This window comes from Lysobacter sp. Root667 (assembly GCF_001427715.1).
Classification (GTDB): Bacteria; Pseudomonadota; Gammaproteobacteria; order Xanthomonadales; family Xanthomonadaceae; genus Lysobacter.
The window spans coordinates 1-398 of record NZ_LMHF01000008.1 but is presented as its reverse complement, the minus strand read 5'-3'; the positions used below and the strand labels follow the sequence as shown (position 1 = coordinate 398).

Annotated in this window: 1 protein-coding gene; it reads left to right on the top strand. The window is 59.8% G+C overall.

The window, feature by feature from the left end:
• Positions 1–55: 55 nt before the first annotated feature.
• Positions 56–398 (top strand): hypothetical protein (locus tag ASD78_RS03660; protein WP_200944123.1); only part of this gene is annotated, 343 nt, incomplete at its 3' end.

Sequence of the window (398 nt, the reverse complement as noted above, 5' to 3'; positions counted from 1 at the left end):
CCCCTATCAGAAGTTTCTGACTGTGCTTGGATAGGATTGCCGCGATGCTGGCGACATGACCCAGGCACGCGCGTCGCTGATTCCACCCGGCCAAGCCGGCACTTTYCATTGCGTGCAACGCTGCGTGCGTCGCGCGTTCCTGTGCGGAATTGACCGCTACACGGGTCGGTCCTACGAGCATCGAAAGGACTGGATTGAGCAGCGGTTGCTGCTGCTGGCCGAATGCTTCGCTATCGCCGTTCACGCCTACGCGGTGATGAGCAATCATCTGCATTTGGTCGTGCAATTGGAACCGAGTTTGACAAGGCAATGGGCGGATGCCGAAGTGGCCGCACGTTGGGTTCGGTTGTTTCCGCCTCGCGAGAACACTCTYGCCGCTCACGAGTGCAAGCGCAGCG